We start from the raw sequence: 26,362 nt of genomic DNA, 5'->3' as shown, positions 1-26,362 counted from the left end.
GCCAGCGTTCGTCCTGAGCCAGGATCAAACTCTCCAAACAAAAACCACTCGCAACAGCGAGACAGAATCCAAATCAGAGAAAATCTGACCAAAGCAAGACACCAAAAACTGGCATCAAAAAAACGCCACACCCCCACAAACGGGAAAAACAGGAGGCATGACAAAAAACAACAACAAAACAAAACCACCAAACACACTATTGAGTTCTCAAACAACACCCGTTTTCGGGCAACCCTGCGACTGTACTCCATCGCAAAAGCGCCGTCAAACTGCACCAAGTCCTGCTCTGAAGCAGGCGTGCGAACTACTTACCGACCTACTCTACCCTCTCGATCTCAGCGCCGAGACCGACCAGGTTCTCCACGAACAGCGGATAGCCCCGGTCGATGTGAAAGACGTCGTGTACCTCGGTGTCGCCGTCGGCGACCAGGCCGGCCAGCACCAGACCGGCGCCGGCGCGGATGTCGGAAGACCACACGGGTGCGCTGGACAGCTGCGGAAGACCGCGCACCACGGCGTGATGCCCGTCGGCGCGGGCGTCGGCACCCAGACGAATCATCTCTTCCACGAACCGGAAACGCGCCTCGAACACGTTCTCGGTGATCATCGAGGTGCCGTCGGCGATCGATGCCAGCGCGATGGCCATCGGCTGCAAATCCGTGGGAAAGCCGGGATAGGGCAAGGTCGCGACGTTGACGGCCTTCGGCCGCTCGTACTGCGTGACCCGGAAGCTGTCCGGTGTCTGCGTCACCGTGGCGCCGACGTCGTGCAACTTGTGCAGCACCACCTGAAGGTGCGCCGGGTCCACCCCGGTCACGGTGACGTCGCCGCGGGTCATAGCCGCGGCGATGCCCCAGGTCGCCGCGACGATCCGGTCACCGATCACCCGGTGCTCGGTCGGGTACAGCCGCGGGACACCGGTGATCGTCATCGTCGGCGACCCGGCACCCTCGACGTGTGCACCCATCTGGTTGAGCATCGTGCACAGATCGACCACGTCGGGCTCGCGCGCCGCGTTGTGAATGGTCGTGACACCCTCGGCCAAGACCGCGGCCATCAGGATGTTCTCGGTGGCCCCGACCGAGGGGAATTCGAGCTGAATCTCCGCGCCGTGCAAGGAATCCGCCTGCGCCACGACGCACCCGTGCTCGATATTGCAGACAGCTCCGAGCTGCCGCAGCCCGGCCTGGTGCATATCCAGCGGACGAGAGCCGATCGCGTCACCGCCGGGCAGCGCGACTTTGGCGCGCTTGCATCGCCCCACCAACGGGCCGAGCACACAGACCGAAGCGCGGAACTGGCGTACCGCCGCGAAGTCGGCGTCGTATTTGAGTTCGTCCGGCGAGGTGATGCGTACGGTCGCGCCGTCGAGCTCGACATTGGCACCCAGACCGCGCAGCACCTCGGCCATCAATGGCACATCGAGGATGTCGGGGCAGTTGGTGATCGTGCTGGTGCCCTCGGCGAGCAGCGCCGCGGACATCAGTTTCAGGACGCTGTTCTTGGCACCCCCAACAGCGACTTCGCCCGCCAACCGGCTCCCCCCGGTCACTACGAAACGCTCTGCCACGCGGGCTAGTTTAGTGAAGCAGTTTCGCCCTGTCAGTCGGCTAGGTACGTTCGTGTCATGGCCGTTCACCTGACGCGCATCTACACCCGGACCGGTGACGACGGGACGACCGGGCTGAGCGACTTCTCCCGGGTCTCCAAAAACGACACCCGACTGGTGGCCTACGCCGACTGCGACGAGGCCAACGCGGCAATCGGCACGGCGATCGCCTTGGGGGCCCCGGATCAGCGGGTTGCCGACGTGCTGCGACAAATTCAGAACGACCTCTTCGACGCCGGCGCGGACCTCTCGACACCGGTGGTCGAAAACCCGGAGCACCCGCCGTTGCGCATCACCCAGGACTACATAGACCGCCTGGAAAAGTGGTGCGACGAGTTCAACGCGGCCTTGCCGCCGCTGACATCCTTTGTGCTGCCGGGTGGTTCACCGCTGTCGGCGCTACTGCACGTCGCGCGTACGGTCTCGCGCCGCGCCGAGCGGGCGGCCTGGGATGCAATCGAGGAGCATCCGACGGATGTCAGTCGGCTGCCGGCGAAATATCTGAATCGCCTGTCCGACTTGCTGTTCATCCTGTGCCGAGTGGTCAACCCGGAGGGTGACGTGCTCTGGCAGCCGGGTGGTGGGCGCGCCGACTAGCCGGTCAGGTGCTGCGACGGCGTGCTCGCGGCGAGGGACGCGATTCCAGCCACGACTGAAATGCCGTCAAAGCTCCCCGGTCCAGCGCGATTTCGTAGTCGGTCTTGCGATCCTGCGTGGTGTCACGCAGTTCCAGCACGATGATCTCTTCGGTCATGATGTCGAATTCGTCTCCGCGTGGAGGGCGTCGCGACACGACCTCGACCCCGCGCCTGCTGAGCTGGCGATCCGGCCACAACCGGACGCTCGAGAGTCGATAGAACGCGGCATCGCCTCCGCGGTAACGGATTACCCCGTGCCGCCAACCGTGGCCGCCGACCGCCGGTACATCCCGCATGATGGCCGCCGTCCCGCCCTGGCGCAGCTTCCACAGCCGGTAGCTCAAAGCGCCGACGGCCAGACCCAGCACACCGACGAGCGCGGCCATGACCGTCATGAGCGCGCTCACTGCAGTGACCCTTTAGTCGAGTGCGCCGACGGCGCGCAATCTGCCACGTCCCCTGGCAGCGATGCGCGGGTCGTCTGACTCCGAATCCTCTTTGGCCGCAGCCTCGTCGATCTCCGATTCGAATTGCGCAGACTCGGCCAGAATGCTGACGCTCTCCTCGGTTACCGACAGAAAGCCGCCCTCGATCGCGACCCGCAGATCGTCTTCGCCCTCACGCTCGACACGAACCATGGCGTCGTCGACCAGTTGGGCAACCAGCGGGATGTGACTGGGCAGAATCCCGATCTCACCCACCGTGGTGCGGGTGAAGAGGAACGACGCCTCCCCCGACCAGATCTTCCGATCGACGGCAACGATATCCACATTCAGCGTTGCCATCTCACACCTGCCCTTCCACGCTCAAATCCGACCGACGACAACACATCACAGCTTGGCGCCGAAGCTTTCGGCCTTCTTGGCCAAGTCCTCCAGCCCGCCGATCAGGAAGAACGCCTGCTCGGGGATGTGGTCGAACTCGCCCTTGGCCAGCTTGTCGAACGCCTCGATGGTCTCCTTCAGCGGAACGGTGGATCCCGGCTGACCGGTGAACTGCTCGGCCGCCATCATGTTCTGCGAGAGGAACCGCTCGATCCGGCGGGCCCGGTTGACCTGCTGCTTGTCCTCTTCGGACAGCTCATCGATACCCAGAATTGCGATGATGTCCTGAAGGTCCTTGTAGCGCTGCAGGATTCGGATCACTTCTTGGGCGACCCGGTAGTGCTCGTCACCGACGATCGCGGGGTCCAAGATGGTGGAGCTCGACGCCAGCGGGTCCACCGCCGGGAAGATGCCCTTGGAGAACACGTTTCGCGAAAGCTCGGTGGTGGCGTCCAAGTGGGCGAACGTCGTTGCCGGCGCGGGGTCGGTGTAGTCGTCGGCGGGCACGTACACGGCCTGCATCGAGGTGATGGACTTGCCTCGGGTCGAGGTGATTCGCTCCTGCAATTCACCCATCTCGTCGGCCAGCGTGGGCTGGTAACCCACCGCCGAGGGCATCCGGCCGAGCAGCGTCGAGACCTCGGAACCGGCCTGGGTGAATCGGAAGATGTTGTCGATGAACAGCAGCACGTCCTGGCCCTGCTCGTCGCGGAAGAACTCGGCCATGGTCAAGGCCGACAACGCGACTCGCATACGAGTGCCGGGCGGCTCGTCCATCTGACCGAACACCAGCGCGGTGTCCTTGAGCACGTCCGCATCCGCCAGCTCGACCCAGAGGTCGTTGCCCTCACGGGTGCGCTCGCCGACGCCGGCGAAAACCGAAGTACCACCGAAGTTTCGGGCGATACGGTTGATCATCTCCTGAATCAGAACGGTCTTACCGACACCGGCACCACCGAACAGGGCGATCTTCCCACCACGCACGTACGGCGTCAGCAGGTCGACGACCTTCAGACCCGTTTCGAGCATCTCGGTGCGCGGCTCGAGCTCGTCGAATGGCGGCGGCTTGCGGTGAATCGCCCAGTGGTCGAAGTCCTCTCCGTAACCCGGTTCGTCGAGGCAATCGCCCAGGGCGTTGAACACGTGGCCCTTGACGCCGTCGCCGACCGGGACCGAGATCGCCTTCCCGGTGTCGGTGACCTCGACGCCGCGGACCAGGCCGTCGGTCGGCTGCATCGAGATGGCGCGCACCAGGTTGTCACCGAGGTGCTGCGCGACCTCCAGGGTCAGCGTCTTCGCCAGGTCCTCATAGGTGATCTCGGCGTGCAGGGCGTTGAACAACGCCGGCACGGAGCCGCGCGGGAACTCGACGTCGACAACGGGCCCGGTGATCCGCACCACGCGGCCGGTAGTGTCGCCGCCCTTCGAGTTCGTCGACTTCTCAGCCTGTTTGGTGGTAGCAGCCATATCCTCTTCGCTTCCTGATGGGGCCTATTGAGCGTCGGCGAGCGCGTTTGCGCCACCGACGATTTCGCTGATTTCCTGGGTGATCTGAGCCTGCCGCTCGCGGTTCGCCTCCAGCGTGAGCGACTTGATCAAGTCGTCGGCGTTGTCGCTGGCCGACTTCATCGCCCGCTGGCGGGAAGCCAGTTCGGACGCGGCGGACTCGAGCAGCGCCGTGTAGACGCGGGTCGCCACGTAGCGCGGCAGCAGCGCGTCGAACAGCGTCGTTGCATCCGGTTCGAAGGAGTACAACGTCTTGGGCTCGTCGTCGTCCTCGACGTATTCCACGTTCATCGGAGCCATCCGGTGCGCCCCAACCGACTGCGACATCATCGATTTGAATTCGGTGTAGACGATGTGCAACTCGTCGACGCCGGCTTCGTCTGCGGACTCCTCGTCGTCGCCCGCTCCGGCCATGAACGCACTCACCAGAGTGTCGGCGACTTCTGCGGCATTCTCGTAGCTGGGCCGCTCCGAGAAGCCGGTCCACGACTCGTTGATCTCCCAGTTGCGGAACTTGAAGTAACCCTGCGCTTTACGCCCGACCGTGTAGAGCACTGGCTTCTTGCCGTCCTCACGCAGGCGGGAGAAGAGCTCCTCGGCCCGGCGGAAGGCACTGGAGTTGTAGGCGCCGCACAGCCCTCGGTCTGACGAGACGACCAGCACGCCGGCCCGTTTCGGCGAGGACTTCTCGACCAACAGCGGATGGTCGAGCGCGGCTTCCGATGCCAGCGTGGTGAGCACGCGAGTGATCTCTTCGGTGTAGGGCCGGGCCTCTTGCAGCCGGGCCTGCGCCTTGCCGATGCGCGAAGTCGCGATCATCTCCTGGGCCTTGGTGATCTTCTTGATCGACCCGGCGGAACGTATGCGACCCCGCAGTTCGCGAAGTGTGGCAGCCATTTTCGATTACTTCTTCTGCTCCGGCGGTGCGGGCTTGTGGACCTGCACTGCCTCTTTTTCAACCTCGTCTTCGTCGAGCGCCTCGACGTGCGAGTCGGGCACTACCGATCCACCGCCCGTGGCCGCGAAGCCCTTCTTGAACTCCTTGATCGCGTCGACCAGCTTCTTCTCGGTCTCTTCGCCGAGCTTCTGCGATTCCTTGATGCTGGACAGGATGCCGTCCTTGGCCCCGCGGATGTGATCGAGGAATTCGGTCTCGAACCGGTGCACGTCCTCGGCCGGAACGGAGTCGAGGTGTCCGCCGGTGCCGAGGAAGATCGAAATGACCTGCTCCTCAACGGGTGACGGCCGATACTGCGGCTGCTTGAGCAGCTCCACCAACCGCTCGCCGCGATCCAGCTGTGCCTTGGACGTCGCGTCCAGGTCAGAGGCGAACGCCGCGAACGACTCCAGCTCACGGAACTGCGAAAGGTCCAGACGCAGCGAACCGGCCACCTCTTTCATGGCCTTGATCTGTGCGGCACCACCAACACGTGACACCGACACACCGACGTTGATCGCCGGTCGCACACCCTGGTTGAACAAGTCGGACTCGAGGAAGACCTGGCCGTCGGTGATCGAGATGACGTTGGTCGGGATGTAGGCCGAGATGTCGTTGGCCTTGGTTTCGATCACCGGGAGGCCGGTCAACGAGCCACCGCCGAGTTCGTCGGACAACTTCGCGCAACGCTCGAGCAACCGCGAGTGCAGGTAGAACACGTCACCCGGGTAGGCCTCACGACCGGGCGGACGACGCAGCAGCAGCGAGATGGCGCGGTAGGCCTCGGCCTGCTTGCTCAGGTCGTCGAAGACGATCAGCACGTGCTTGCCGTTGTACATCCAGTGCTGGGCGATGGCCGAACCGGTGTAGGGGGCAAGCCATTTGAACCCGGCGGCATCGGAGGCCGGCGCCGCGACGATGGTGGTGTAGTCCATCGCGCCACCTTCGTCGAGGGCGCGACGCACGGAAGCGATCGTGGTGCCCTTCTGACCGATGGCCACGTAGACGCAGCGAACCTGCTTCTTCTCGTCGCCGCTTTCCCAGTTCTCGCGCTGGTTCAGGATCGTGTCGACGCACACCGCGGTCTTGCCGGTCTTGCGGTCGCCGATGATCAGCTGGCGCTGGCCGCGACCGATCGGCGTCATCGCGTCGATGGCCTTGATGCCGGTTTGCAGCGGCTCGGAAACACTCTGCCGCTGCACCACCGACGGGGCCTGAATCTCCAGCGCGCGACGGGCTTCCGCCTTGATGTCACCCTGGCCGTCGATCGGCTCACCGAGCGGGTTGACCACCCGTCCCAGGAACTCGTCGCCAACCGGCACCGACAGGACCTCACCGGTGCGCTTGACCTGCTGACCCTCGGCCAGCTTCTCGGAGTCACCCAGGATGACCGCACCGACGCTGTGCTCGTCGAGGTTCAGCGCGACACCGAGGACGCCACCGGAGAACTCCAGGAGCTCCTGGGTCATCACGGACGGCAAACCCTCGACGTGTGCGATGCCGTCACCGGTGTCGACGACGGTGCCCACCTCTTCTTTGGAGGTGTCGGAGGTGAACGAGCTTACGTACTCCTCGATCGCGCCCTGAATGTCGTCAGCCGAGATTGTCAACTCTGCCATGGCTTTTGGTTCTTCCTGCTTGTCGATGTGTTAAGGGTCAGTCGGGCAACTGGGCTTGGGCCGCGGCCAGACGAGACGACAGCGTGCCGTCGATGATCTCGTCGCCGACCGAAATTGCGAGCCCGCCGAGCAGCTCCGGGTCGATGGAAACCTGTGCTGTGACCGGATGGCCGTAGATCCGGCTCAGCACCTCGGTGAGACGGGAGTACTGATCGTCGCTGAGTTCGGCCGCGGCGTTCACCTGCGCGACAATCTCACCGCGTCGCGCCACCGCGACCTCGGCCAGATTCTGCACCGCGACTTCGGCCGGCTGCCCGCGTAGCAATTCGACCGTCTTGGCAAGCAGATCAGTCGTGATCTCGTTGGCGCCGGCACCCGTGCTGTCGAGGACGTTGCGCAGCAACTGAACTCGCGCCTCCGGGCTCACCTCGTAGTTGCCCAGCAAGATAGCGAGTCGCGGCTCGGCGTCCAGAATGCGGGAGAACCGGAACAACTGGTCCTCCACCTCGTCGACCTGTCCCGCCTTTTCGGCACGGATCAACGAGGCCTGCCGTGCCGCCAGTTCGATCGCGTCGACGAAATCACTTTCGGCCGACCAACGTTCGGCGACCGCGGCCTTGAGAACCTCGAGGGCGGGGTCGCCGACCTTCCCTGAGACCAGTTGCTCGACGAGCCGGACGCGTGGCGCGGAGTCCTCGGCCGGCTGCGTCAGGTAACGGGAGACCACGCTCTCGCGATTCAGCAGCGCGGCAACGGACGTCAAGTCATCGGCGAGGGTGGACAACCCCTTGTCGTCGAGGCTGTCGGCGATCCCGTCGAACTTCTCCAGCAGATCCGTCAGCGCCTGCCGGCTGGCTGAACGCATCTTGCCCGCCACCGGGTATTGAACCTCGGCCGTGGAGGTCGACATCTCGTCGAGATCATTCAGGAAGCGGTCGACGGTGGCCGACTGCTGACCCGGTTCGGCGACGTAGCCACGCACCAGTTCGGCGGCACGCCGGACGGATTCGGCGCCGATGTCCTGGCGAAGTTGACGGATGGTTTGCGAACGCATCAACTCGGCCTGCTTGGCGCCCTGCTGCTTGATTCGCTCGGCGTCGCTGTCGGCCTGGGCGCGCAGCTGCTCACCGATGCGTTCGGCATCCGCCTGCGCCTCCTCGGTCAGACGTTGCGATTCCGCGTTGGCGTCTTCCTTCGCCTTGGTGTGGGCGCGGCTGGCTTCCGCCAGTCGGTCGGCGGCGGCCGACGAGTCGGCCAGCTGCTGACGCACGGTGTTCTGCTGGTCCGCCATCAGCTTGCGTACCGGTGGCACCACGAAGCGCCAGATCACCAAGACGATGACGGCGAACCCGACGAGTTGCCCTATGAATGTCGACATTTCGCGCTTACCGCTCCGAACCCGTGGCAGAGGCCGCTGAGACTGTAGTGGTGACTTCGACGCCGAGGATGCGGCTCGCCAGCGTGGTGGAGATGCTCTCCACTCTCGCCCGGAGATCCGCAGCCACGGCGTCACCCTCCCGCTTGAGTTGCTCGGAAGCGTCCTGAAGCGTCGAGGAGACCTCCTCCTCGGCGCGTCCGCGCTTTTCGTCGATGACCTTGCGGCCCTCTGTCCGAGCCTCGTCGCGAGCCGCCGATGCCGAGACCCGAGCGGCGCCGAGCGCCTTCTCGTAGTCTTCCTCGGCAGCGGCGAACTGCTCGGCCGATTTCTTGTTGTCAGCTGCCGTCTTGGTGACCATGTTGTCGCGCTCTTTGAGCACCTTCGAGATCGGCGGAACCACGAAGGCGCCGATCACTCCGAGCACGATCAAGAAGATGATCAGCTCGACGAAGAAGGTGCCGTTGGGCACGAGGAAATTACCCTCGGCCTGGCTGCCCGCAGCCAGGACTACAACATTCATGTCACCCATATCGACGAATTACTTGACCGGGGTGGCGAAAACGAACAGCGCCATGAAGGCCAGGTTGATGAAGTAGGCGGCCTCGACCAGACCCACCGTGATGAAGAACGGTGTGAACAGACGACCCTGCGCCTCGGGCTGGCGGGCGATGCCGGCAATCAGCGCGTTACCGGCGACACCGTCACCGATACCGGCGCCGATCGCGCCACCTGCCATGATCAGCCCGCCGCCAATGAGGGCGCCGGCAGCGATTGTGGGGTTCATTGCTTATCCTCCTTGATATTTGGTAGCGATCTACCAAGTCCGTCGTGATGTTGGAGCCAGGAATTGTGGTGCGGCGTTACTCGTGTTCCCCCTCCAGCTCCATCGCTTGACTGAAGTACAAGATCGTCAGCAGCGCGAAGATGAAGGCCTGAATTGCGCCGACGAACATGTCGAAGGTCTTCCAGACCGCGTTGGGCGCCCACATGATGTAGGGCGGGAACAGTGCGATCAGCCCGACCAGGATGCCGCCCGCGAAGATGTTGCCGAAAAGCCGGAGCGACAACGAGATCGGCTTGGCGAGCTCTTCGACCACGTTGATCGGCGCGAGGACCGCGACGTGACCCTTGAGCACGGCCAGCGGGTGTCCGATGATGCCCCGGCGCCAGATCCCGGCCGCGTGGTAGCAGACGAACACGAACAGAGCCAGCGCGAGCACGTAGTTGATGTCCGCGGCCGCTGACGTGAGCAGCTCGGTGGCCTTGCCTTCGTGATCGGTGTACTGCAGCGGCAGTACCGACAGCCAGTTGGAGATCAGAATGTAGATGAAAAGCGTGACGGCGAGCGGCAGGACGAACGGCGCGATGCGCATGCCGATCGCGCTCTCGATCTGGTTGCGCATCTGAACCGTGATCGCTTCGAAGAACAGCTGCACGCCACCCGGAACACCGGTCGAGGTGACCTTTGCCCGCAGGAAGAACGCCAGACCGATGACGACGACGGCCGCGATCGCGGACGACGTGATGGTGTCGACGTTGACGGTCAGGCCGAACCAGTCGGCGGTTTTGTGGTGACCGACCTCGATCGCGCCCTCGGCCAGAAACGCCTCAGTCATCGCTGTTTCCTGTCCCTTCAATCACCGCGTCCGAGCCCTCACGCAGCTTCTTCATAACCGGCAATGCCGTCGTCAGCACCAAGAGCACCTGGAACAGCGCCAGCCCGAACACGACTCCCAGCCCCGCGGGCCGGAATACGAAAGCAATAGCCAATCCGACCGTGGTTATAAACAGCAATCGGGTGGCGGAGTTCAACGCCATCTTCTTCTTCAGCGGGTGCGCGTCGGCGGTGATCGAAGCCACCGAACGTTGCACGCCGAGGGCGTTGAGCAAACCCAGCATGAGGCCCACGCCGAAGAACACGCCGACCTTCGGAGCGCCGAGTGAAGCAGCGACGGCAAGGGCGGCGGCGGTCAACACCAGCGAGATGACGAACAGTCGAATTGGCCGAAACGCAACGGAGGGGAACACCAACGGCGCGTCTTGCGCTGGTGTAGTCACTGCAGCACCTCAGTCCTCGTTCGGGGGGAGTTGCCTTGTTGCTCGTTGCGTGGCCCGTTGAGCGTATCGGAGCGCATTTGCTGCACTCGCATCACCCAAGGGACAGCTCCCCTTTGTCGGTCGTTAGTCGGCAGGATCGGAGCTGACTCCGACTGCCAGTGGCCGGCAACCCGCGAGGTTAATTCGGGTTCTACCAGCACCGTACCACATCGGCGACGACTCTACTACTCCTCGTCGTAGACGTCGGAGGTGCGTCGGAAAAGCGGAATAATCGTCGCGAAAACGGCAATCGCCATCGCCCCCAACATGACTGCGGCGGTGTCGCGCGGGTTGAAGAAAATGGTGCTGGCGGTGCCGAACGCGACGATGCCGACCCACAGATAAATGATCAGCACGACGCGCCGGTGCGAGTGACCGATCTGCAGCAGGCGGTGATGCAGGTGCATTTTGTCGGGACTGAATGCGCTTCGACCGGCCCGGGTGCGACGCACGATCGCCAGCAGCAAGTCGAGCATCGGCACGAACATGACCGCCACCACCAACAAGAACGGTGACAGCAGAGCAAACACATCGCGGGCACCGTAGGCGGTCTGCGAAATGGGTCCGGCGGCCGTCGTCGACGCCGCGGCCAGCATGAGACCGATCAGCATCGAACCGGAATCGCCCATGAAGATCTTCGCCGGATGGAAGTTGTGCGGCAAGAAGCCCAGACAGGCCCCGGCCAGGACCACCGAGATGACCGCCGGCGGGTAGAACAGCACATCGCCGCCGTGGTCGCGCAGCAATCCGACGGAAAACATGCAGATTGCCAGCGCCGTGATGATGCCCAGTCCGGCGGCCAATCCGTCGAGACCGTCCACGAAGTTCATCGCGTTGACGATCGAGACGGTCAGCGCGAGCGTGAGCAGGATCGACGACACCTGATCCAGCACGATCGTCCCGACTCCGCCCAGCGGAATGTAAAGGACGCTCCACGCGACACCCATCGTGACCAGCACACTGGCCGCGGTGATCTGGCCGGCGAACTTGGTCAGCGCGTCCAGGCCCCAGCGGTCGTCGATCAGGCCGATGCCCATGATCAGCCCGCCCGCCAGTACGACCGCGGGCATGCCGGTGGAGTACACAAATCCACGGGTGAGCGCGGGTAGCTGCGATGCCAGGAAGACCGCGGCACCGACACCGATGTACATCGCGAGCCCGCCCATCCTCGGCGTCGGCTGCACGTGCACATCACGCTCGCGGGGGTAAGCCACCGCGCCGAACCTGGTCGCGAGCTTGCGGACGGGCCCGGTCGCGAAGTAGGTGACGATCGCAGCGGTCAGGCCGACGAGGGCGAGCTCCCGTAGCGGGACCCCAGCGCCGCGATCTGCCAAAGCGAGCAGACCGCCGGCCGGGTTGTCGGCACCGCTGAGCATCCGAAAAACCGTACTGCACCGCCCTGAGATCGAACTGAGCTGCCCGATCGGTCAGCCGGTCAGGCTTTCGGCGTCCAGGCCGAGCACCTCGGCGATCCGATCGGCGCTGATCGGGCCGGACCGCAGGATGCGCGGCTCGGGGGCGGTCAGATCCAAAATGGTCGAGGCGGACTGCTGGGCCGCGGGGCCACCGTCGAGGTAGACGTCGACGAGATCGCCCAGTTGCTCGCGTGCGTCGTTGACGTCAACCGCCGGCGGGCGTCCCGAGATGTTCGCGCTGGAGACCGCCATCGGTCCGACCTCACGCAGTAGTTCGATCGCGACCGGGTGCAACGGCATCCGCAGCATCACCGTGCCGCGCGCGTCGCCCAGATCCCACTGCACCGATGGCGCCTGGCGGACCACCAGGCTCAGCGCGCCGGGCCAGAACGCCCGCACCAGGGTGCGCATCGCGGTGGACACCGACTGAGCCAGGCCGTCGATGGTGTGCCATGACCCGACCAGCACCGGCACCGGCATGTCACGACCACGGCCCTTGGCTGCCAGCAGCGCGGCCACCGCCGTGCCGTTGAACGCATCGGCTCCGACGCCGTAGACGGTGTCGGTCGGAAGCACCACCAGGCCACCGTTCTTCACTGCGGCCGCCGCCGATGTGATTGCGCGCGAACGCTGTTCAGGATCCGTGCAGTCGAACGTGTTAGTCATTGCCTCCTCCGATCCGGCGGGCGGTGACGAATCTGGGCCGTCCGGTGAGATCGAAGCGTGGTGCAACGTCTGCGAAAGCGGCTGTCTCGGTGAGCGATTGGACCGTCGACGCCGATGTGGTGTCGTCGTGTTCGACGGCGAACAGACCCCCGGGGCGCAGCAGCCGTGCGGCCACGCCGACGAGGGCGGCTATCACCGTCATCCCGTCCTGGCCGCCGAACACGGCGTGTGAAGGATCGTGCTCCAGCACTTCGGGCTCCAGCTCCGCCCCGTCCGGAACGTAGGGCGGGTTGGCAACCAACAGGTCGACCTGGCCGTCGAATTGGCTCAGTACACCGGCCGCGGTGACGTCAGCGTGCAGCAGTTCCACCGCGGTGCCGGCGGCATTCGTGCGGGCGTAGCCGAGGGCGTCCTCGGAGTCGTCGACGCCGATCACGCGAGCCGAGGGCCAGTGCCGCGCCAGGCCGAGCGCCAGGGCACCCGAACCGGTGCAGAGGTCGACGATCAACGCGGACTCCGAAAGCTGCTGCGCGGTAGCCCATTCCAGGATCGCTTCGGTCTCCGGGCGCGGGATGAAGACACCCGGGCCGACGGTCAGCGTCAACGGCCCGAAGGCGGCTGTGCCGGTCAGGTGCTGCAGCGGAATTCGGCGCGATCGGGCGGCCACCGAGTCCCGGTAGTGCTCGAAGAAGGCCTCGTCGGGTGCGGTGAGCATCGCCAGACGCCCGCGCTCGGTGCCGGCCAGGTGCGCGGCCAACTCCTCGGCGTCGTAGCGCGCCGAATCGATGCCAGCTTCCGCGAGCAGCGTTGTCGCGGAGTCGATCGCGGAACGCAGTCGGGTTTTCATGCCCGCTGCAACCGGGCTTGCTTGTCGGCGGCGGCCAGAGCGTCGAACAGTGCGTCCAGATCGCCGTCGAGGACCTGATCGAGGTTGTGTGACTTGAAATTGATCCGGTGGTCGGCGATCCGGTTTTCCGGGAAGTTGTAGGTACGGATCCGTTCGCTGCGGTCGACGGTGCGGATCTGGCTGGCCCGGTCGGCGGACGCGTCGGCCTGGGCCTGCTCTTCGGCCACAGCCTGCAGCCGGGCCGCGAGCACCAGCATGGCCCGTGCTTTGTTCTGCAACTGGGACCGTTCGTTCTGGCAGGTGACGACGATTCCGGTGGGCAGGTGGGTGATTCGCACCGCCGAGTCGGTGGTGTTGACGCCCTGGCCGCCCTTGCCGGACGACCGGTAGACGTCGATTCGCAGATCCGACTCGTCGATCTGCACCTCACCCACTTCTTCGGGCTCGGGGTAGACCAGCACACCGGCTGCCGAAGTGTGCACGCGGCCTTGGGATTCGGTGACCGGGACGCGTTGGACGCGGTGCACCCCACCCTCGAACTTCAGCCGCGACCAGACACCGTCCGCCGAGTCGCCTTTGCTGGCGATCGTCAAGGTGGCGTCCTTGTAACCGCCCAAGTCAGAATGAGTTTCGTCCAGCACCGTCACGGTCCAGCCGTGCCGCTCTGCGTAGCGGATGTACATCCTGGCCAGATCCGCGGCAAACAGGGCCGATTCTTCGCCGCCCTCACCGGATTTCACTTCGAGCACCACGTCGTCGGCGTCGTGCGGGTCGCGCGGGGCCAGCATGTCGGAGAGCTTGGTCTCCAGATCGTCGACCCGCATTTCCAGCTCGGTCACCTCATCGGCGAACGACGGGTCATCGACCGCGAATTCGCGCGCGGTCTCCAGATCGTCGCGTGCCGACGTGAGTTCGCGGTGGGTGTTGACGATCGGCGCCAGCCGGGCGAATCTGCGGCCGACCTTGCGCGCGTTTGCCGCGTCGCTGTGTAGCTCGGGTTCAGACAATTGGCGCTCGAGGTCGGCATGCTCGGCCACCAGCGCGTCGATTCCGCCTTGCGTCATGCTCACCTCCTCGAGAGAACTCTCCCACACATGAAACGACGCCCGGCCTGCGCGATTATCGCGGCAGTCCGGGCGTCGATCGTGCTACTTGTCGGCTGAAGCTTCCTGTTCGGCGCCGGCCTTGCGCTTGCCGTAACGGCGCTCGAAGCGGGCGACCCGGCCACCGCTGTCCAGAATCTTCTGCTTACCGGTGTAGAACGGGTGGCACTGCGAGCAGACCTCGACCACGATGTGGCCGCTCTCTTTGGTGCTGCGGGTCTGGAAGGTGTTTCCGCAACCGCAGACCACGGTGGTCTCGCCGTAGGCGGGGTGGATGTCAGCTTTCATGGTGTCCTCTTCACTAGTCGGTCGCCGGGTCGCCTGATCGTGCTGAGAATCGGACGTGAACCGGAACCTGAACGTCGGCTGTCGATTATGCCAGCTCAGCCGCTATGTCCCTAAACGTCGGTCGGAGGTCGCGCATTCCCGCGCTCAGCTGGTCCCGACCTGCACTTTTGCCGAGCGCTCGACGACGGCGTAGCTGGTCTCGCGGCCGGCCCGGGTCCACAGCAGTCCGCCGGGAGGCGTGCTGCCGTTGGCGCTGAGCTGGCGTTTGAGGATCTTGTTGGTGGCGGTGGTGGGCAGCTTCTCGGTGATCCAGACGTGCCGTGGCCATGCCTTCGGCGAGAGGTCAGGCTGGGCGGCCAGGAAGTCGCTGAACGCCGCCGGTGACAGTTCGGCCCCGTCGACCAGTACCAGTGCGGCCATCACGTGATCGCCCACCTGCGGGTCGGGAACCGCGTAGACCGCGACCTGGCTGACCGCGGGCAGCCGCTGCAGGATGCGCTCGATGGGGGCGGTGGTCATGTTCTCGCCGTCGACGCGTAGCCAGTCGCCGCTGCGCCCGGCGAAGTAGATCCAGCCGTCGGCGTCGCGGTAGGCCAGATCGCCGGACCAGAACATACCGTTGCGCAGGCGCGCGTCGGTGGCGTCCTGATCGTTGTAGTAACCCGCGAACAGGCCGGCGCCGGTGGTGTTGACCAGTTCGCCGATCGCGTCGTCGGGATTGGTCAGCGTGCCGTCGTCGGCGAACGTCGCGACCGCGCATTCGGTGAGTGTGTCGGGGTGGTAGACACCGACGCCCGGAAAGCCTTGTCCCAGCGATCCGGGCGGGCAACCGTCTTCACGGGTGATGATGATCGCGCCTTCGGTCGAGCCGAAGCCGTCCCACACCTTGCAGTCGAAACGGCGGCTGAATTCGGCGATGTCGCGGTCGCTCGCCTCGTTGCCGAAGGCCACCCGCAACGGGTTGTCCGCGTCGTCCGGCTGCTCGGGGGTGGCCAGCACGTAGGCCAGTGGCTTACCGACGTAATTCATGTAGGTGGCGCCGTACCGGCGTAGATCGGACAGCAGCCGCGACGCCGAGAAGGTGGCCGACACCATCGCCGCTCCGGACCCGACCGCCACGCTCCAGCCGGCCAGCAGCGCGTTGGAGTGGAACAGCGGCATGGAAAGGTAACAGACGCCTGATGATTCGACTTCGAACCGACCAATCAGGTTGGCACCGGAGAAGATAACGGTCAAGTGGGTGACCTGGACGGCCTTGGGCTCACCGCTGGTGCCCGAGGTGAAGATCATCATCAGCGTGTCAGTCGGGACGACCTCTTTGTGCGGCACCAGCGGGCCGGCCGACGCGAGCTGTTGCGACCACTGCTCGCTGCTGACGTCGATCACGTGTACGCCGGGCAGATCCAGGCCGTCGAGCAGCGCGTGATGGGCGGGATCGGTCAGCAGAATCTGACAGTCGGCCCGCATGATGTCTTTGGCCAGTGCGGCGCCGCGACGGGTGTCGTTGATGCCGCACAGCACGTAACCACCGAGCGCGGCGCCCGCTATCGCGGTGAGCATCTCCGGCGTATTGCCCAGCAGCGCGCCGACGTGCAGTGGGCGCTCGGGGTCGGCGATGCCGATCAGGGCGGCGGCGGACGCCGAGGCGTCGGCGAGATGCTCACGCCAGGTCCAGACCCGGTCTTCGTACTTGACCGCAGGTGTGGAGTCGTCGCTGCGCGTGCGCAGCAGTTGCTGAATGGTGTCCGCCACGATTCACCGCTTTCCCCGTCGGTTTCCGACAAGGCGCAGGTTACCGTCGCGGCAACAGTAGAAATGCAAGACGGCCATTGTCGGCCGCCCGCAGCGGTGTGCTAACTGCTCGATCTGTTCCGCCGACTGTGTCGCTTATGCGGCGTTTCCGTTCGGAATCGCGTTCGCAACCTGCACAGTCGGCGGCGTGCCAACTGCTAGTCGTTGTCCATGCCGGGTGTCGTCTTGGACACCTGGACCAGGAACTCGTAGTTGTTCTTGGTCTTGCGCAACTGCGACATCAGCAGGTCGATGGCCTGGTGCGAATCCAGGCCGGACAACACGCGACGCAGCTTGTGCACCACCGAGAACTCGTCCGGCGAGAGCAGCAACTCGTCCTTACGCGTACCTGAGGGGTTGACGTCGACAGCGGGGAACACCCGGCGTTCGGAGATCTTGCGGTCGAGCTTGAGCTCCGCGTTACCCGTTCCCTTGAACTCCTCGAAAATGACTGTGTCACCGGTGGATCCGGTCTCGACCATCGCGGTGGCGATGATCGTCAACGATCCCCCTTGCTCGATGTTGCGGGCCGCACCGAGGAAGCGCTTCGGCGGATAGAGCGCGGTCGAGTCGACACCACCGGACAGGATACGACCCGATGCCGGCGACGCGTTGTTGTACGCGCGGCCCAGTCGGGTGATCGAGTCCAGTAGCACCACAACGTCTTTGCCCTGTTCGACGAGCCGCTTGGCCCGCTCGATCGCGAGCTCGGCAACCGCGGTGTGATCCGTCGGCGGTCGGTCGAATGTCGAGGCGATGACTTCACCCTTGACCGAACGCGTCATGTCGGTGACCTCCTCGGGGCGCTCGTCGACGAGCACGACCATGAGGTGACATTCCGGGTTGTTTCTGGTGATCGCGTTGGCGATGTCCTGCAGGATCGTGGTCTTACCGGCCTTGGGCGGCGACACGATCAGCGCGCGCTGTCCCTTACCGATCGGCATGATCAGGTCGATGATCCGGGTGGTCAGCCGGTCGCCGGTGGTCTCCAAACGCAGACGCTGGTTGGGGTACAACGGCGTCAGCTTGGTGAAATCGGGCCGGTTCCTGGCGTTTTCGACTGGGCCACCGTTGACGGTGTCGAGTCGCACCAGCGGGTTGAACTTCTGCCGCTGATTGGGCTGTTCGCCGTCCTTGGGCACCCGCACCGCACCGGTTACCGCGTCGCCGCGGCGTAAACCGTTCTTGCGCACCATGTTCATCGAGACGTAGACGTCGTGCGGGCCGGCCAGGTAGCCGGAAGTGCGGACGAAGGCGTAGTTGTCCAGCACATCGAGGATGCCGGCTACCGGCTGGACGACGTCGTCGTCACGCAGTTCGGTGTCGCCTCCGCCGCCGTTACCACCCTCAGGACGGTCGCCACGGCGACGACGTTCGCGGAACCGGCGCCCGCGGCGACCGCCGCGTCCGTCTCCGTCGTCGTCCTGCTGGTTCTGGTTCTGGTTGCCGCGGTTCTGCTGGCCACCGGAATTCTGCTGGTCGCCGCCTGAATCGCGGTCCTCGGACTTGTTGTCCTGCTGGTCGCGGGCGGCCTTGTTGTTGCCGTTCTGCTGCTTGTTGTCGCCCTGCTGCTTGTTGTCGCCCTGCTGCTTGTTGTCGTTCTGCTGCTTGGCGTCGTTCTGCTGCTTGGCGTCGCCCTTGTCGGAGCGGTTGTTCTGCCCCGCATCCGGGTGGTCGAACGGCCTGTCACGAGCGTCATCGTGCTTGGCGCTGTTCTCCGCGACGGGTTCGGCGGGGGTTTGGGCGTTCTTGGTGTCGCGATCGGCCGACTCGCCGCCACCGTTGGTCGCGGCACCGTTGGAGTGACCGCCCTGACGGGATTCCCGGATCGCGGCGATCAGTTCGCTTTTGCGCATTCCCGAGGTGCCCTTGACGCCGGACCGGCTGGCCAGAGCACGCAGTTCGGGAAGCACCATGGTGGCCAGCGAACCGTCAGACGCCTTTGCAGGGGCGCTGCTCTCGCTGGAAGTTTCGGGAGTCACGGGGTTCGACAGCTTGTCATTTTCGGTGCTGTCGCCAGCCGTAACGAGGTCCGTATCGGTCACGGATTTCCTTTCTCTCCCTCGCTGATCGAATCAAGCCAGGGGTTCGTTGCAATCAGCCAAATCGCCGAGTGCTGCCAAAGGTCGACCGTGAAACGGTGATTGCCAGGATTGGCGATGTGTATGGCGAACCATCGTCCACGAGAAGAATTTGGTGTTCGTCCTAGTGTTCGCGCAATGTCTGCGCATGATGCAGATGACTGCGATAGCTGGACGGCTCCGAGGATAACGTGCTTCGATGCCGGAAGCAAGGAGCCCCCTCGCCGCGTCGGGCGACGCTAGCTGGGAACGACCACTCCAGAACTCCAGCGCACCCCGTCACCGGCCGCCATCTCGGTGATCGCGAATCCGTTTGCAGCGGCGTATTCGAGCACTTCGGCGGGCAGTTGGGCAGCCGTACTCAGCGCAATCACCGCAGGCCCAGCGCCGGAGAGCACAGCTGGCACTTCACAACGGCGCAGGAGCTGCAGATATTCCCCCGACGCCGGCATCGCGGGCGCGCGGTGCGGCTGGTGCAGCACATCCTCGGTGGCGGCCATCAGCAGGTCCGGGCGCTCGGTCAGCGCCACCACCAGCAACGCCGCACGGCTGACATTGAACCGGGCGTCCTCGTGGCTGACCTCGGTGGGAAGCAGCACCCGCGCCTCCACGGTCGACGAGCGCTGCGTCGGGATGGCGGGAAACAGCCGGATGTCGGGGTGCAGGCGCACCTGCGCGGCGGAATATGTGGGCGCTCCGGCGCCGTGGTCGGTCCACGACACGACGGCGCCGCCGAGGACCGCCGCGGCCGCGTTGTCGGGATGTCCCTCGAATTCCGACGACAGCTGGATCAACTGGCTCTGGCTCAACGGCGTCAAACCCGCTTGCGCCAGAACGCCGTTGACCGCGGCCAGGCCGCCGACTACGGCCGCAGCTGAGGAGCCGAGACCGCGGGAGTGCGGAATTGCGTTGCGGCAGAGCACCTTCAAGCCGGCGACGCTGACACCAGCGGCCTGCAGTCCGTGCTGGACGGCGCGCACGACCAGGTGGCCCTCGTCGAGCAGGAGCTCGCCGGCGCCCTCTCCCTCGACCTCGACGACCAACTCGGAATCGGTTGTCTCGACCGTGATCTCGTCGTAGAGGCTCAGCGCCAGCCCGAGGCTGTCGAATCCGGGGCCGAGATTGGCGCTGGAGGCCGGGACGACCGACCTGCCCAGCAGCCCGGAAGCCAGCACTATGCCAGCTCCAACTTGGCGACGACGGCAACCGGGTCGACCGGGACGGGCTCCACTGTCGGCATGTCGCGCAGCGCGGTGTCGGGATCCTTGAGACCGTTGCCCGTCACCGTGCACACCACGGTCGAGCCTGGCTTGACCCAGCCGTCCGCTACCGATTTGAGCAGGCCGGCGACGCTGGCCGCCGATGCCGGCTCTACGAAGACGCCCTCGGTGGCAGCGATCAGGTGGTACGCGGCGAGAATCTCCTCGTCGGTGGCGGCCAGAAAGCGTCCGTTGGACTGCTCCTGCGCCGCGACGGCAGGCCCCCAGGACGCGGGCGACCCGATCCGGATGGCGGTGGCGATGGTCTCCGGATTCTTCACCGGTTCCCCGGAGACCAGCGGCGCCGCCCCGGCGGCCTGGGTGCCGAGCATGCGCGGCAACGAGTCGATGACCCCGTCGGCGTGGTATTCGGTGTAGCCCTTCCAGTACGCGGTGATGTTGCCCGCGTTGCCCACCGGCAGGGCGTGGATGTCGGGCGCGCGGCCCAGCACGTCGACGATCTCGAACGCCGCGGTCTTCTGGCCTTCGATGCGAACCGGGTTGACCGAGTTCACCAACGCGATCGTCGGGAAGTCCGCGACGATCTTGCGGGCCACCTCGAGGCAGTCGTCGAAGTTGCCGTCGACCTGAATGATCTTTGCGCCGTGCATGACGGCCTGCGCAAGCTTGCCCATCGCGATCTTGCCCTGCGGGATCAGCACCGCGCAGGTGATGCCGGCGCGGGCCGCGTAGGCCGCGGCCGAGGCGGACGTGTTGCCGGTCGACGCGCACAGCACCGCCTGCTGGCCGCGCGCCACCGCGTCGGTGACGGCCATCGTCATACCGCGGTCTTTGAAAGAGCCGGTGGGATTGAGGCCTTCGACCTTCAGGTACACCGTGCAGCCGATTTCGGCGGACAGTCGCGTCGCCGAGATCAGCGGGGTGCCGCCCTCGAGCAGCGTGACCGGGACCCAGTCGTCGCCGACCGGCAAGCGGTCCCGGTAAGCCTCGATCAGGCCCGGCCATTGGTGATGAACGGCGGCCTTGGACGGGGTCATGCGTTGGTTCCTTCCAGACGCAGGACGCTGGCCACACCTTGGACCACGTCGAGTTCCGCCAGCGCGTCGACGGTTTCGGACAGCGCAGCGTCGGTCGCGGTATGGGTGACCACCACGACGCGCGCGCCGATCCGCTGTCCACCCTCGCCGACGACGCCTTCCTGACGAACCTCGGCGATACTGACTTCCCGCTTGGCGAATTCCGTTGCGACCGTTGCTAATACACCGGGCTTGTCGGCAACGTCCATGCTGACGTAGTACCGGGTCTGGATCACCCCCATCGGGGCGACCGACAACTGGGCATACTTCGATTCCTTGGGCGCCCTGCTGCCCAGCACCCGGTTGCGGGCCGCCATCACCAGGTCGCCGGCGACCGCCGACGCGGTCGGCTTACCGCCGGCCCCCTGCCCGTAGAACATCAGCCGGCCGGCGGCCTCCGCCTCGACGACCACGGCATTGAACGCGCCGTTCACGGTCGCCAGCGGGTGCTTCAGCGGCACCAACGCGGGATACACCCGGGCCGAAACTCGCTGCTGACCATCGTCTTCGGTGATCCGCTCGCAGATCGACAGCAGCTTGATCGTGCATCCCAGCGCCCGTGCGGAGACGAAGTCTTCCGGGCTGATCTTGGTGATGCCCTCGCGGTAGACGTCGTCGGCGGTCACCCGGGTGTGGAAGGCGATCGACGCCAGGATGGCGGCTTTTGCCGCGGCGTCGAAACCCTCCACGTCGGCGGTCGGATCCGCCTCCGCGTAGCCCAGGGCGCCTGCGTCGGCCAGCGCCTTCTCGTAACCGGCACCGGTGCTGTCCATTTCGGACAGGATGTAGTTGGTGGTGCCGTTGACGATGCCGGCCACCCGCTGCACCGTGTCGCCGGCCAGGGACTGGGTCAACGGCCGGATCACCGGAATGGCACCGGCCACCGCAGCTTCGAAATACAGGTCCGCCCGGGCCTTTTCGGCTGCCTGGGCCAGCTCGCCGGTGGCAACCGAGAGCAGCGCCTTATTGGCCGTCACCACGGACTTGCCATGTTCGAGAGCGGACAGGATCGCCTTGCGGGACGGCTCCACCGGCCCCATCACCTCGACGACGATGTCGACGTCGTCGCGGGAGACCAGTGCGTCGATGTCGTCGGTGAGCAGATCAGCAGGCACCCCACGATCGTCTGCCACCCGGCGTACCCCGATACCACGCAGCACCAGCGGCGCACCGACGCGAGCGGCCAGATCGTCGGCGCTCTCCTCGATGATGCGGACAACCTCGCTGCCCACATTGCCCAGTCCCAATACCGCTACACCGACCGGTTTTTCCGCATCACTCACGGCTCACCTCACTTCCAGACTCAGCAGATCGTCGACCGTCTCCCTGCGCAGGATCAGACGGGACGCTCCATCTCGCACGGCCACCACGGCGGGGCGGCCGATCAAGTTGTATCGACTCGACAGCGAATAGCAGTACGCGCCGGTCGCCGCGACCGCGACCAGATCACCGGGCGCGATGTCGTCCGGCACCCATGCGTCGCGGACCACGATATCGCCGCTCTCACAATGCTTTCCGACAACACGACCGAGTATCGGTCCAGCTTCTGAGGTACGGGACACCAAGCGCACGTCGTAGTCCGCGTCGTACAGCGAGGTGCGGATGTTGTCGCTCATGCCACCGTCGATGCTGACGTAGCGGCGATTCGCCGTCGCGCTGACGCCGACGTCTTTGACGGTGCCGACCTCGTAGAGGGTGATCGTTCCGGGACCGGCGATCGCGCGGCCGGGTTCGACGACCAATCTGGGCGCCGGCAGGCCCACGGCCGCGGATTCGCTACGCACGATGTCACTGAGCTTTTCGGCGAGTTCGCTCGCCGGCGGCGGATCGTCGTTGGGCAGATACGAGATGCCAAGGCCCCCACCGAGGTCGACGCTGGCGATCTGCGCCGTCTTGTCGACTCCGAACTCGGCGACCACGTCGCGCAGCAGCCCGATCACGCGATGGGCGGCGATCTCGAACCCACCGACGTCGAAGATCTGCGAGCCGATGTGGCTGTGCAGGCCGACGAGTCGGAGGTGGTCGGTGGCGAACACCCGTCGGATGGCGGCCATGGCAGCGCCGTTGGCCAGCGACAGCCCGAACTTCTGGTCCTCGTGGGCGGTGGAGATGAACTCGTGGGTGTGGGCTTCCACCCCGACCGTCACCCGGACCAGGACGTCCTGCACGACACCCGCCTCACCGGCGATGGCGTCCAGCCGCTCGATCTCGATCATCGAGTCCACGACGACGGTCTTGATCCCGGTCTTGACGGCCGTGGTCAGTTCGGCAACCGATTTGTTGTTGCCGTGCAATGCGATTCGCTCGGGCGGAAAGTCGGCGTGAAGCGCCACCGCCATCTCGCCGCCGGTGCAGACGTCCAGCGACAACCCTTCGTCATTGATCCAGCGGGCGATCTCACTCGACAGGAAGGCTTTTCCGGCGTAGTGCACGTTGGTGCCGCCACCGAAGGCGGCCGCGATCTCGCGGCAGCGCGACCGGAAATCGTCCTCGTCGATCACGAACAACGGGGTGCCGTAGTCCTGGGCCAACGATTGTAGCGAAACACCGGCGATGCTGACGACGCCGTCGTCGCCGCGAACGGTGTTGCGCGGCCACACATTCGGCGCTAGGAGCAGAAGCTCTTCGGCAGACTCCGGGCGCGGCGGCACGCCGGAGTGATGGGAATCTTCGGCGTGACGGGGGCCGGCTGGGTGCGCGTTCACATCCGCTCCGGGGCGCTGACGCCAAGGATGGCCAGGCCGTTGGCGATGACCTGCCGGGTCGCCTGGCAGAGCGCCAAGCGCGCGGTGTGCAGTTCGTTCGGTTCTTCGTCACCCTGCGGCAGCACCCGGCACGCGTCGTAGAACCGGTGATAGTCACCCGCCAGATCTTCGAGGTAGCGGCAGACCCGGTGCGGTTCACGGAGCGCGGCAGCGGTTTTCAGCACGCGGGGGAATTCGCCGAGGTTGCGGATCAGCGCGCCCTCTTTGTCGTGGGTGAGCACATTCAGGTGAGCGGTGTCGGGGATCAGCCCGAGTTCGGCGGCGTTGCGAGCCAGCGCGGAGAGCCGTGCGTGCGCGTATTGCACGTAATAGACCGGGTTCTCGTTGGACGCCGACGACCACAAGGCCAGGTCGATGTCGATCGGGGTGTCCACCGAGGAGCGGATCAGGCTGTAGCGGGCGGCGTCGACACCGATCGCCTCGACCAAGTCGTCCAGGGTGATCACGGTGCCGGCCCGCTTGCTCATTTTCACCGGCTGCCCGTCGCGGACCAGGTTGACCATCTGGCCGATCAGCACTTCGACGGTGCCGGGGTTGTCGCCGAATGCTTCGGCGGCGGCCTTCAACCGGGAGATGTAGCCGTGGTGGTCGGCGCCGAGCATGTAGATGCACAGGTCGAATCCGCGGCTGCGCTTGTCCAGGTAGTAGGCGAGATCGCCGGCGATGTAGGCGTGGTTGCCGTCGCTCTTGATCACCACGCGGTCTTTGTCGTCGCCGAAGGCGCTGGTGCGCAACCAGGTTGCGCCGTCCTTCTCGTAGATGTTGCCGTTCGCGCGCAGCCGCTCGATCGCCTGGTCCACGCGGCCGCTGGTGTGCATCGAGTCTTCGTGGGTGAAGACGTCGAAGTCGGTGCCGAACTCGTGCAGCGATTTCTTGATGTGGGCGAACATCAGGTCGACCCCGATGCGCCGGAACGTCTCGTGTTGCTCGAGCTCGGGCTGGCTCAACGCGTCGGGCACCTGCGCCACGATCTGCGCGGCGATGTCGGCGATGTAGTTGCCCGCGTAGCCGTCCTTCGGCGTGGGCTCGCCCTTGGCCGCGGCGATCAGCGAGTTGGCGAAGCGGTCGATCTGCGTGCCGTGGTCGTTGAAGTAGTACTCGCGGACCACGTCGGCGCCCTGCGTGGTGAGCAGCCGGCCAAGCGCGTCGCCGACGGCGGCCCAGCGGGTACCGCCGATGTGGATCGGGCCGGTCGGGTTGGCCGAGACGAACTCGAGGTTGATCTTGTGGCCGGCTTCGGTGTCAGCGTGGCCGTAGCTCTGCCCGGCATCGATCACGTTGTTGACGATCAGGCCCTGCGCCGAGGCGTCCAGCCGCAGGTTGATGAAGCCCGGGCCGGCGACCTCCGCGGAGGCGATGCCGTCGGCTGCGGCCAGCGCGTCGGCGAGCCATCCGGCCAGCTCGCGGGGGTTGGCGCCGACCTTCTTGGCCACCTGCAGCGCCAAGTTGCTGGCGTAATCACCGTGCTCGGGGTTGCGTGGTCGCTCGACGGCGATCACCGCGGGCAGCGCGGTGATGTCGAGCGCATGCTGGGTCAGCACCGCGGTGGCGGTGACCTTCAGCAGCTCGGCCAGATCGGCGGGATTCACGCAGGCCATCCTATGGGCTGAGGTCCGCTGGCTTCGAATCCATTCCGATGCCCGGCCGGGCGCTGTGATGCGTTAGTCTGTCGTGGCCCGTTGGCGCAGCAGTTTTCGCGTGCGCCCCCGTAGCTCAGGGGATAGAGCGTCTGCCTCCGGAGCAGAAGGCCGCAGGTTCGAATCCTGCCGGGGGCACCCATTCCGGGTCGAGCATTAACCCGTTGCCGGTCAGCAACCAGTCGCGATTGACACCGATGGCGTCGCTGATGATCTCGGCTTCGTCAACATCTATGGCCAGACGGCCGTTGACTCGCTTCGAGAAAGACGTGAAGTTCATCCCGATCATCTCGGCGACTGCGCCCTTCTTGATGTTCCGCGCGGCGATTGCCTGGCGTAGACGGCCCGCAACCTCGGCGCGGAAACCGCCGCTCTGGGGCTCAGGAAACTCAAGTACGTTGCTCATAGCGGAAATGATACTCAGTGAGCGAATACTCGCAAGATATCGCCCTAGATTTTTACTGAGCGACACGCCCGCGTCGCGTAGCCCTTGCAAGATAACGCTCCAAGGGCTAAAACTTCTCTATGCGTTATGCACATAGCTCCAGCGGCACGACGCGAGCTATTCGCGTAGGCCTCGCCCGCATCGACTCCACGCAAGGCGCACTGGCCGCACATCTGAAGTTGTCTCAGCCTGCGATCCACCGTCGTATGAGCGGCAAGGTTGCCTGGCGGGTCGACGAACTCCGGGAAGCGGCCGCGTTCCTTGGCACCAGCATCTCGGAGCTCGTAGGCGATGAAAAGGCGTCGGCGTGAGCGCGGCGGCCAGCAGCTTGCGGCGGATCGAGAATCTGCTCGCCCTGCAGATCCGCCTACACGCCCTCAGCCTCGGACTCGAACGCGATGGGAAACGTCTTGCTGACAC

At 65.3% G+C, this 26,362-nt stretch carries 25 protein-coding genes and 1 tRNA gene; 3 read left to right on the top strand and 23 right to left on the bottom strand.

The genetic code is table 11. The features are described 5' to 3' along the window. Positions 1 to 316: 316 nt before the first annotated feature. Positions 317 to 1,570 (bottom strand): UDP-N-acetylglucosamine 1-carboxyvinyltransferase, encoded by a 1,254-nt coding sequence (gene murA, locus CYU59_RS24590; RefSeq protein WP_293003820.1) that lies wholly within the window; start codon positions 1,568 to 1,570, stop codon positions 317 to 319. A gap of 57 nt (positions 1,571 to 1,627) precedes the next feature. On the opposite strand from murA, the gene CYU59_RS24585 reads away from it, so the two are divergent. After that, the gene (locus CYU59_RS24585; RefSeq protein WP_293003818.1) at positions 1,628 to 2,206 is read left to right on the top strand and encodes a cob(I)yrinic acid a,c-diamide adenosyltransferase; all 579 of its coding nucleotides are present in this window, start codon (positions 1,628 to 1,630) and stop codon (positions 2,204 to 2,206) included. Between the two features lie 4 nt (positions 2,207 to 2,210). Here CYU59_RS24585 and CYU59_RS24580 read toward each other — a convergent pair whose 3' ends face one another. The 22 genes from CYU59_RS24580 to argS all read right to left on the bottom strand — a co-directional run bounded on the left by CYU59_RS24580 (position 2,211) and on the right by argS (position 25,449). After that, positions 2,211 to 2,654: a DUF2550 domain-containing protein gene (locus tag CYU59_RS24580; protein WP_293003816.1), complete on the bottom strand. Its 444-nt coding sequence runs from the start codon at positions 2,652 to 2,654 to the stop codon at positions 2,211 to 2,213. Positions 2,655 to 2,666: 12 nt separating this feature from the next. Next, entirely contained in the window at positions 2,667 to 3,032 is a 366-nt protein-coding gene (locus CYU59_RS24575; RefSeq protein ID WP_293003814.1) for a F0F1 ATP synthase subunit epsilon, read from the bottom strand. A 45-nt stretch (positions 3,033 to 3,077) separates the two neighbouring features. Then, positions 3,078 to 4,538: a F0F1 ATP synthase subunit beta gene (gene atpD, locus CYU59_RS24570; RefSeq protein ID WP_293003812.1), complete on the bottom strand. Its 1,461-nt coding sequence runs from the start codon at positions 4,536 to 4,538 to the stop codon at positions 3,078 to 3,080. 24 nt (positions 4,539 to 4,562) lie between these two features. Further along, positions 4,563 to 5,474: a F0F1 ATP synthase subunit gamma gene (locus CYU59_RS24565; protein WP_293003810.1), complete on the bottom strand. Its 912-nt coding sequence runs from the start codon at positions 5,472 to 5,474 to the stop codon at positions 4,563 to 4,565. Positions 5,475 to 5,480: 6 nt separating this feature from the next. Further along, positions 5,481 to 7,133, bottom strand: coding sequence for a F0F1 ATP synthase subunit alpha (atpA, locus tag CYU59_RS24560; RefSeq protein ID WP_293003808.1), 1,653 nt, complete (start codon positions 7,131 to 7,133; stop codon positions 5,481 to 5,483). Positions 7,134 to 7,170: 37 nt separating this feature from the next. After that, positions 7,171 to 8,511 (bottom strand): F0F1 ATP synthase subunit B/delta, encoded by a 1,341-nt coding sequence (locus CYU59_RS24555; protein WP_293003806.1) that lies wholly within the window; start codon positions 8,509 to 8,511, stop codon positions 7,171 to 7,173. Between the two features lie 7 nt (positions 8,512 to 8,518). After that, positions 8,519 to 9,040 carry a F0F1 ATP synthase subunit B gene (locus CYU59_RS24550; protein ID WP_293003804.1) on the bottom strand — a complete coding sequence of 174 codons (522 nt, stop codon included), beginning with the start codon at positions 9,038 to 9,040 and terminating at the stop codon, positions 8,519 to 8,521. A 9-nt stretch (positions 9,041 to 9,049) separates the two neighbouring features. After that, positions 9,050 to 9,295, bottom strand: coding sequence for a F0F1 ATP synthase subunit C (locus tag CYU59_RS24545; protein ID WP_293003802.1), 246 nt, complete (start codon positions 9,293 to 9,295; stop codon positions 9,050 to 9,052). A 76-nt stretch (positions 9,296 to 9,371) separates the two neighbouring features. Continuing rightward, on the bottom strand, positions 9,372 to 10,127 hold the full coding sequence (atpB, locus tag CYU59_RS24540) for a F0F1 ATP synthase subunit A (RefSeq protein WP_293003800.1): 756 nt from the start codon (positions 10,125 to 10,127) through the stop codon (positions 9,372 to 9,374). Further along, positions 10,120 to 10,569, bottom strand: coding sequence for an ATP synthase subunit I (locus tag CYU59_RS24535; RefSeq protein WP_293003798.1), 450 nt, complete (start codon positions 10,567 to 10,569; stop codon positions 10,120 to 10,122). The genes atpB and CYU59_RS24535 overlap by 8 nt, the downstream gene beginning before the upstream one ends. A 224-nt stretch (positions 10,570 to 10,793) precedes the next feature. Further along, entirely contained in the window at positions 10,794 to 11,984 is a 1,191-nt protein-coding gene (locus CYU59_RS24530) for an MraY family glycosyltransferase (protein ID WP_293003796.1), read from the bottom strand. 51 nt (positions 11,985 to 12,035) lie between these two features. Then, positions 12,036 to 12,689 (bottom strand): L-threonylcarbamoyladenylate synthase, encoded by a 654-nt coding sequence (locus CYU59_RS24525; protein WP_293003795.1) that lies wholly within the window; start codon positions 12,687 to 12,689, stop codon positions 12,036 to 12,038. Further along, on the bottom strand, positions 12,682 to 13,536 hold the full coding sequence (prmC, locus tag CYU59_RS24520; protein WP_293003794.1) for a peptide chain release factor N(5)-glutamine methyltransferase: 855 nt from the start codon (positions 13,534 to 13,536) through the stop codon (positions 12,682 to 12,684). The genes CYU59_RS24525 and prmC overlap by 8 nt, the downstream gene beginning before the upstream one ends. Further along, positions 13,533 to 14,600, bottom strand: a complete 1,068-nt coding sequence (gene prfA, locus CYU59_RS24515) for a peptide chain release factor 1 (protein WP_293003793.1) — start codon at positions 14,598 to 14,600, stop codon at positions 13,533 to 13,535. Before prfA ends, prmC begins: the two co-directional genes overlap by 4 nt. 84 nt (positions 14,601 to 14,684) lie before the next feature. Next, positions 14,685 to 14,927 carry a 50S ribosomal protein L31 gene (rpmE, locus tag CYU59_RS24510; RefSeq protein WP_285190518.1) on the bottom strand — a complete coding sequence of 81 codons (243 nt, stop codon included), beginning with the start codon at positions 14,925 to 14,927 and terminating at the stop codon, positions 14,685 to 14,687. A 144-nt stretch (positions 14,928 to 15,071) separates the two neighbouring features. Continuing rightward, positions 15,072 to 16,679 carry a fatty-acid--CoA ligase FadD1 gene (fadD1, locus tag CYU59_RS24505; protein WP_293003792.1) on the bottom strand — a complete coding sequence of 536 codons (1,608 nt, stop codon included), beginning with the start codon at positions 16,677 to 16,679 and terminating at the stop codon, positions 15,072 to 15,074. A gap of 197 nt (positions 16,680 to 16,876) precedes the next feature. Beyond that, positions 16,877 to 18,763, bottom strand: a complete 1,887-nt coding sequence (gene rho, locus CYU59_RS24500) for a transcription termination factor Rho (RefSeq protein ID WP_293003791.1) — start codon at positions 18,761 to 18,763, stop codon at positions 16,877 to 16,879. 275 nt (positions 18,764 to 19,038) lie between these two features. Further along, on the bottom strand, positions 19,039 to 19,974 hold the full coding sequence (gene thrB / locus CYU59_RS24495) for a homoserine kinase (RefSeq protein ID WP_293003790.1): 936 nt from the start codon (positions 19,972 to 19,974) through the stop codon (positions 19,039 to 19,041). After that, positions 19,974 to 21,056, bottom strand: a complete 1,083-nt coding sequence (gene thrC / locus CYU59_RS24490; protein WP_293003789.1) for a threonine synthase — start codon at positions 21,054 to 21,056, stop codon at positions 19,974 to 19,976. Before thrC ends, thrB begins: the two co-directional genes overlap by 1 nt. Beyond that, entirely contained in the window at positions 21,053 to 22,378 is a 1,326-nt protein-coding gene (locus CYU59_RS24485) for a homoserine dehydrogenase (protein ID WP_293003788.1), read from the bottom strand. The genes thrC and CYU59_RS24485 overlap by 4 nt, the downstream gene beginning before the upstream one ends. A 3-nt stretch (positions 22,379 to 22,381) precedes the next feature. Further along, positions 22,382 to 23,746, bottom strand: coding sequence for a diaminopimelate decarboxylase (lysA, locus tag CYU59_RS24480; protein ID WP_293003822.1), 1,365 nt, complete (start codon positions 23,744 to 23,746; stop codon positions 22,382 to 22,384). A 50-nt stretch (positions 23,747 to 23,796) separates the two neighbouring features. Further along, the gene (gene argS, locus CYU59_RS24475) at positions 23,797 to 25,449 is read right to left on the bottom strand and encodes an arginine--tRNA ligase (RefSeq protein ID WP_293003787.1); all 1,653 of its coding nucleotides are present in this window, start codon (positions 25,447 to 25,449) and stop codon (positions 23,797 to 23,799) included. Positions 25,450 to 25,562: 113 nt separating this feature from the next. Between argS and CYU59_RS24470 the strand changes: the two genes are divergently transcribed. Then, positions 25,563 to 25,635, top strand: a tRNA-Arg gene (locus CYU59_RS24470). 387 nt (positions 25,636 to 26,022) lie between these two features. Beyond that, positions 26,023 to 26,253 carry a helix-turn-helix transcriptional regulator gene (locus CYU59_RS24465; RefSeq protein ID WP_293003786.1) on the top strand — a complete coding sequence of 77 codons (231 nt, stop codon included), beginning with the start codon at positions 26,023 to 26,025 and terminating at the stop codon, positions 26,251 to 26,253. Positions 26,254 to 26,362: the final 109 nt, after the last annotated feature.

Source organism: Mycobacterium sp. (assembly GCF_002863225.1).
Lineage (GTDB): Bacteria > Actinomycetota > Actinomycetes > Mycobacteriales > Mycobacteriaceae > Mycobacterium.
This window is presented reverse-complemented; position numbering and strand designations above follow the sequence as displayed.

What these genes read in the sequence shown, in the direction of transcription:
- CYU59_RS24550 (WP_293003804.1), bottom strand. Translation starts at nt 9,040, where the DNA reads ATGGGTGACATGAATGTTGTAGTCCTGGCTGCGGGCAGCCAGGCCGAG.
- atpB (WP_293003800.1), bottom strand. Translation starts at nt 10,127, where the DNA reads ATGACTGAGGCGTTTCTGGCCGAGGGCGCGATCGAGGTCGGTCACCAC.
- atpA (WP_293003808.1), bottom strand. Translation starts at nt 7,133, where the DNA reads ATGGCAGAGTTGACAATCTCGGCTGACGACATTCAGGGCGCGATCGAG.
- CYU59_RS24585 (WP_293003818.1), top strand. Translation starts at nt 1,628, where the DNA reads ATGGCCGTTCACCTGACGCGCATCTACACCCGGACCGGTGACGACGGG.
- CYU59_RS24545 (WP_293003802.1), bottom strand. Translation starts at nt 9,295, where the DNA reads ATGAACCCCACAATCGCTGCCGGCGCCCTCATTGGCGGCGGGCTGATC.
- atpD (WP_293003812.1), bottom strand. Translation starts at nt 4,538, where the DNA reads ATGGCTGCTACCACCAAACAGGCTGAGAAGTCGACGAACTCGAAGGGC.
- CYU59_RS24465 (WP_293003786.1), top strand. Translation starts at nt 26,023, where the DNA reads ATGCGTTATGCACATAGCTCCAGCGGCACGACGCGAGCTATTCGCGTA.
- rpmE (WP_285190518.1), bottom strand. Translation starts at nt 14,927, where the DNA reads ATGAAAGCTGACATCCACCCCGCCTACGGCGAGACCACCGTGGTCTGC.
- CYU59_RS24565 (WP_293003810.1), bottom strand. Translation starts at nt 5,474, where the DNA reads ATGGCTGCCACACTTCGCGAACTGCGGGGTCGCATACGTTCCGCCGGG.
- CYU59_RS24525 (WP_293003795.1), bottom strand. Translation starts at nt 12,689, where the DNA reads ATGACTAACACGTTCGACTGCACGGATCCTGAACAGCGTTCGCGCGCA.
- CYU59_RS24555 (WP_293003806.1), bottom strand. Translation starts at nt 8,511, where the DNA reads ATGTCGACATTCATAGGGCAACTCGTCGGGTTCGCCGTCATCGTCTTG.
- CYU59_RS24530 (WP_293003796.1), bottom strand. Translation starts at nt 11,984, where the DNA reads ATGCTCAGCGGTGCCGACAACCCGGCCGGCGGTCTGCTCGCTTTGGCA.
- prmC (WP_293003794.1), bottom strand. Translation starts at nt 13,536, where the DNA reads ATGAAAACCCGACTGCGTTCCGCGATCGACTCCGCGACAACGCTGCTC.
- prfA (WP_293003793.1), bottom strand. Translation starts at nt 14,600, where the DNA reads ATGACGCAAGGCGGAATCGACGCGCTGGTGGCCGAGCATGCCGACCTC.
- thrC (WP_293003789.1), bottom strand. Translation starts at nt 21,056, where the DNA reads ATGACCCCGTCCAAGGCCGCCGTTCATCACCAATGGCCGGGCCTGATC.
- CYU59_RS24575 (WP_293003814.1), bottom strand. Translation starts at nt 3,032, where the DNA reads ATGGCAACGCTGAATGTGGATATCGTTGCCGTCGATCGGAAGATCTGG.